Here is a 5,372-nt window from a genome sequence, read left to right as displayed (position 1 = left end):
CAGGCAACCATCACTTCTTGCCGAGCTTTTTCAGTTCTTCATCGCGCAGTTCACGACGCAGAATTTTGCCGACGTTGGTGGTTGGCAAGACGTCGCGGAATTCTACGGCTTTTGGCACTTTGTAGCCGGTGACGTTGGCGCGCATATGTTCCATGACTTGTTCTTTAGTCACGGTAGCGCCCGGTTTGACCACGACGAAAATCTTGATCGCTTCACCGGATTTCTCATCCGGTACGCCGATAGCAGCGCACTGCATCACGCCTGGCAAGGTGGCGAGCACGTCTTCCAGTTCGTTGGGGTAGACGTTAAAGCCGGACACCAGAATCATGTCTTTCTTGCGGTCAACGATGCGCAGGTAACCGTCTTCCTGAATCAGGCCGATGTCGCCGGTTTTCAGCCAGCCGTCGCTGTCGAGAATTTCGTCGGTGGCTTCCTGGCGCTGCCAGTAGCCTTTCATCACTTGCGGGCCTTTAACGCATAGCTCGCCCACCGCGCCGATTTCCAGTTCTTTGCCGTCGTCGTCGATGACTTTGCACAGGGTCGAGGGCAACGGAATACCGATGGTGCCCAGCTGAATGGCGTTGAACGGGTTAACGGTGGCCACCGGGCTGGTTTCGGTCATGCCGAAGCCTTCGCAGATGGCGCAGCCGGTCACTTCTTTCCAACGCTCGGCCGAGGCCTGTTGCAGCGCCATGCCGCCGGAAACGGTGAGCTTCAGCGCGGAGAAGTCCAGGCGGCGGAAGCCTTCGTTGTGGCACAGGGCAACAAACAAGGTGTTCAGGCCGACAAAGCCGGTGAACTTGAACTTGGACAGGTCGCGAACCATGGTCGGCAGGTCGCGCGGGTTGGTGACCAGCACGTTGTGGCCACCGAGCAACATCATGGCCATGCAGTGAAAGGTAAACGCATAGATGTGGTACAGCGGCAGCGGCGCAATAACGATCTCGCAACCTTCATTGAGGTTGGCGCCCATCAGTTGCTTAACCTGCAGCATGTTGGCGATCAGGTTGCGGTGAGTCAGCATCGCGCCCTTGGCCACGCCGGTGGTGCCGCCGGTGTATTGCAGCACGGCGATATCGCTGCTCTGCGGGCTGGCTTCTTTTACCGTCTGGCCACGGCCTTTGGAGAGTGCGTCGTTGAGTTTGACGGACTGCGGCAGGTTGTAGGCCGGCACCATCTTTTTCACGTACTTGACCACGCTGTTGACCAGCAGGCGCTTGAGCGTTGGCAGCATGTCGCCGACTTCGGTGACGATCACGTGCTTGACGCCGGTTTTCGGCAGTACGGCTTCGGCCAGGTGGGCCATGTTGGCCAGGCAGATCAGCGCTTTGGCGCCGGAGTCGTTGAATTGGTGTTCCATTTCCCGCGCGGTGTACAGCGGGTTGGTGTTGACCACCACAAGGCCAGCGCGAATGGCGCCAAACACCACAACCGGGTATTGCAGAACGTTCGGCAGCTGCACGGCGATGCGGTCGCCCGGCTGCAGATCGGTGTGTTGTTGCAGGTAGGCGGCAAAAGCACCCGACAACTCGTACATCTCACCGTAGGTGAGCGACGTGCCCATATTGCTGAAGGCCAGCTTGTTGGCGAAGCGTTCGCAAGACTGTTTCAGTACCGTTTGAATATTCGGGTACTGATCGGGGTTGATTTCGGCAGCAACCCCAACAGGGTACTTATCCTTCCAGAAATTTTCGATCATGGAAGCCCACTCCTAAGCAACAGCTAATCTTCACCGCGCAATGACGGATGTTTTTTGTGATTTTCGTGTGTTTTGGCCGTGCTGACAGGCCAAAAAGCGGGCCGAGATTAGCAGCTTTGACGGGGGGCGACCAGCACCAAACATGGCCTTACCGGTCAAAAAAATGACCGAGAGCCAGGCTTTCGGTCACGTTTGAAACAAAACCGGGTTAAAGCCAAGCAGCGGCTTTAACCCTAGGCTTTTAGGCGATGTCGCGCAATTCGCGACGGAGGATTTTGCCCACCGGGGTCATGGGCAGCGACTCGCGGAAGACGATGTGCTTGGGCACTTTGTAGCCGGTGAAGTTTTCTTTGCAGTAGGCCTTGAGTTCTTCGGCGGTCAAACCACCTTCGCGCGCCACCACAAACAGCTTTACCGCTTCGCCCGACTTCTCGTCCGGCACACCAATCGCGGCGCAGCTCGCCACTTTCGGGTGAGCCATGACTACGTCTTCGATCTCGTTGGGGTAAACATTAAAGCCGGAGACGATGATCAGGTCTTTTTTGCGGTCGACGATGCGGGTAAAGCCGTCCGGGTCGATAACCGCGATGTCGCCGGTTTTCAGCCAACCCTCGGCATCCAGCACCTCGGCGGTGGCTTCTTCGCGCTGCCAGTAGCCTTTCATGACTTGCGGGCCTTTGATGCACAGCTCGCCGCGCTCGCCCAATGGCAGTTCTTGGCCATTGTCATCGATCACTTTGAATGCCGTGCCGACTACAGGAAGCCCCACAGTGCCTAGGCGGGCTTTTTCGCCATAGGGGTTAGTACTGGCGACCGGCGAGGTTTCGGTCAGGCCATAGCCTTCCACCACGGTGCAGCCGGTAATCGCCTGCCAACGCTCGGCGGTGGCTTTTACCAACGCGGTGCCACCGGAGTTGGTGACCTTGAGGTTGGAGAAGTCGACATTCTTAAACTCCGGGTGCTCCATCAAGGCGACAAACAAGGTGTTCAACCCCAGCAGCGCGGAGAAGCGCCACTTTTGCAGTTCCTTAATAAAGGCACCGATGTCGCGCGGGTTGCTGATCAGCACGTTGTGGTTGCCGTTAACCATCATCGACATGCAGTTCGCGGTGAAGGCATAGATGTGGTACAGCGGCAGCGGCGCGATCATCACCTCTTGCCCTGGCTGCATCAGCGGCCGGCCGTCTGGGCCATGCTGGGCCAGGCAGGCGTCAACCTGTTGCATGTTCGCCACCAGGTTGCCGTGGGTAAGCATCGCGCCCTTGGCCACACCCGTGGTGCCGCCGGTGTACTGCAGCACGGCGATATCGTCGAGGCCGACTTTCACCGGCTTCAGCGGCTGGCCACGGCCCTGCTTAAGCACCTCTTTAAAGCTGATGGCTTGCGGCAGGTTGTACTCGGGCACCAGCTTTTTAACGTGTTTGACCACGGTGTTGACCAGCCAGCCTTTAAGGGCTGGTTGCAGGTCGCCCATCTTGGCTTCAATCAGGTAGTCGATTTCGGTGTCAGGCAGCACTTCTTGCACGCGGCTACCGAACATATTCAGGTACACCAAGGCGCGCACGCCGGCGTCTTTGAACTGGTGGCGCATTTCCCGCGTGGTGTACAACGGGTTGGTGTTGACCACTACCAGGCCGGCACGCATGGCGCCGAACACCGCGATCGGGTAATGCAGCACGTTGGGCAATTGCACGGCGATGCGCTCGCCAGGCTTGAGGTCGGTGTGTTTTTGCAGGTAGCCGGCGAACGCAGCAGAAAGGCGGTCCAGCTCGGCGTAGGTCAGGGTTACGCCCATGTTGGAGAACGCGGGCCGGTCGGCGTACTTCTTACAGGACCGCTCAAACACCTCAATCACCGACTTATAGGCACCCAGGTCAATCTCATTGGGGACGCCGGCGGGGCGTTTGTCGCTCCAGAATTCAGGTTGCATTATTTTTATCCTCGTTACCTGAGAGTGTCTGGCCCGCGCATTCGGGGCTGACGGGAACTTAGCAGCTCTGGCGCACAGCGCAAATACCAAAGGCAGCGTCATTTATTACGTGAATCTTGCTTAACTCGTAGTGGCAGACTAAACGACACCAGGCTGGGACAACGCCAAGCGTCGGCTCTACAATGCCCAACCTCCTGGCACGGGTCTGTTGCGGTTTTGTACAGCGGCCTGGAACAGTGTTTGGCGCAGACAAGGAACGAGGACTGCCATGCTTCACGATGATTTCTGGCTCACCGCCAGTGACGCCCCCCCGCTGTACGTCAACCGCTGGTATGCCGCCCAGGCGCCAAAAGCGGTGGTGATGGTGGCCCACGGCATGGCCGAGCATGGCGGGCGCTATGGGCGTTTGGGCGAGGCGCTGGTGGCGGCTGGTTACGAGCTCTATGCCCATGACCAACGCGGCCATGGCAAAACCGCGCAACGCGGCGTGCTGGGCATGTATGCCGAGCAACATGGCTGGCAACGTGTAGTCAACGACCTGGCCAACCTTAATCACCATATCCGTCAGCAGCACCCCAATGTGCCGATCTTTCTGCTCGGCCACAGCATGGGCAGCTACATCGGCCAGGCCTACCTGATGCACCACAGCTGCAGCGTGCAGGGCGCGATTCTGTCGGGCTCCAATTATCAGCCGGTGGGCTTGTATAAAGCTGCCGCCGGCATTGCCCGCTTTGAGCGCTGGCGCCAAGGCGCGACCGGGCGCAGTGCGCTAATCGACTTTTTATCGTTTGGCTCATTTAACAAAGCCTTCAAGCCAAACCGCACCGCCTTCGACTGGCTCAGCCGCGACCCCGTGGAAGTGGACAAGTACGTCAACGACCCGCTGTGCGGCTTCCGCTGCACCAACCAGTTATGGATCGACCTGCTCGAAGGCATGCAGCAGATCACTCCGGTCAATAGCCTTAAACAAATCGACGCCAACCTGCCGCTCTTTGTTATTGGCGGCGACCGCGACCCGGTGAGCGAGGGCAAGCGCCTGGAGAACCTGACCGCCGCCCTGCGCGAAGCCGGGCACAAAAACACATTGCTGAAACTGTACCCCGATGCCCGTCACGAATTGCTCAATGAGACCAACCGCGACGAGGTCACCGCCGACTTGCTCGGCTGGCTGGAAAAAACCCTAACTCTCAGCCGCCGCAGCCACCCCGAAAGCCAGGAGCCCGCATGAGCAGCAACAAAACCAGCACCAACACGCCCTACGCCGACCTTGAAGTAGGCCAGACCGCCAGCTACAGCAAAACCGTGGAAGAGCGCGATATTCAGCTGTTCGCGGCGGTATCCGGCGACCACAACCCGGTGCACCTGGACGCCGAATACGCCGCCGGCACCATGTTTAAAGAACGCATCGCCCACGGCATGTTTAGCGGCGCATTGATCAGTGCCGCCGTTGCCTGTGAGCTGCCAGGGCCGGGCACCATCTACCTGGGCCAAACCATGCGCTTTACCCTGCCGGTCAAGCTCGGCGATACCTTGACCGTGCGTTTGGAAATTCTGGAAAAGCTGCCGAAATTCCGCGTGCGCGTGGCCACTCGCGTATTCAACCAGCGTGATGAATTGGTGGTAGATGGCGAAGCCGAAATTCTCGCGCCGCGTTCGCAGCAAACTGTCGCCTTGACCGAGCTGCCGCCGATTACAGTTGGCTAAGCGGCGCCTTCACTGTTCTGGATCCCCGCCTGCGCGGGG

At 58.8% G+C, this 5,372-nt stretch carries 4 protein-coding genes; 2 read left to right on the top strand and 2 right to left on the bottom strand.

Features of this window, described 5'->3' with window-relative positions:
• Nucleotides 1-10 precede the first annotated feature (10 nt).
• Nucleotides 11-1,699, bottom strand: a complete 1,689-nt coding sequence (gene fadD1, locus AAAB16_RS07765) for a long-chain-fatty-acid--CoA ligase FadD1 (RefSeq protein ID WP_340662831.1) — start codon at nt 1,697-1,699, stop codon at nt 11-13.
• A gap of 241 nt (nt 1,700-1,940) precedes the next feature.
• Nucleotides 1,941-3,629 carry a long-chain-fatty-acid--CoA ligase FadD2 gene (gene fadD2 / locus AAAB16_RS07760; RefSeq protein ID WP_340662830.1) on the bottom strand — a complete coding sequence of 563 codons (1,689 nt, stop codon included), beginning with the start codon at nt 3,627-3,629 and terminating at the stop codon, nt 1,941-1,943.
• Between the two features lie 268 nt (nt 3,630-3,897).
• Between fadD2 and AAAB16_RS07755 the strand changes: the two genes are divergently transcribed.
• On the top strand, nt 3,898-4,857 hold the full coding sequence (locus AAAB16_RS07755; protein WP_340662829.1) for an alpha/beta hydrolase: 960 nt from the start codon (nt 3,898-3,900) through the stop codon (nt 4,855-4,857).
• Nucleotides 4,854-5,333, top strand: a complete 480-nt coding sequence (locus AAAB16_RS07750) for a MaoC family dehydratase (protein ID WP_110618373.1) — start codon at nt 4,854-4,856, stop codon at nt 5,331-5,333. Before AAAB16_RS07755 ends, AAAB16_RS07750 begins: the two co-directional genes overlap by 4 nt.
• The last annotated feature ends 39 nt before the right edge of the window (nt 5,334-5,372 follow it).

It is taken from the genome of Pseudomonas sp., from assembly GCF_037994325.1.
Classification (GTDB): domain Bacteria; phylum Pseudomonadota; class Gammaproteobacteria; order Pseudomonadales; family Pseudomonadaceae; genus Aquipseudomonas.
This window is presented reverse-complemented; position numbering and strand designations above follow the sequence as displayed.

Bases quoted from the DNA above. Each gene is read 5' to 3' on its own strand.
- fadD1 (WP_340662831.1), bottom strand. From the start codon at position 1,699: ATGATCGAAAATTTCTGGAAGGATAAGTACCCTGTTGGGGTTGCTGCC.
- fadD2 (WP_340662830.1), bottom strand. From the start codon at position 3,629: ATGCAACCTGAATTCTGGAGCGACAAACGCCCCGCCGGCGTCCCCAAT.
- AAAB16_RS07755 (WP_340662829.1), top strand. From the start codon at position 3,898: ATGCTTCACGATGATTTCTGGCTCACCGCCAGTGACGCCCCCCCGCTG.
- AAAB16_RS07750 (WP_110618373.1), top strand. From the start codon at position 4,854: ATGAGCAGCAACAAAACCAGCACCAACACGCCCTACGCCGACCTTGAA.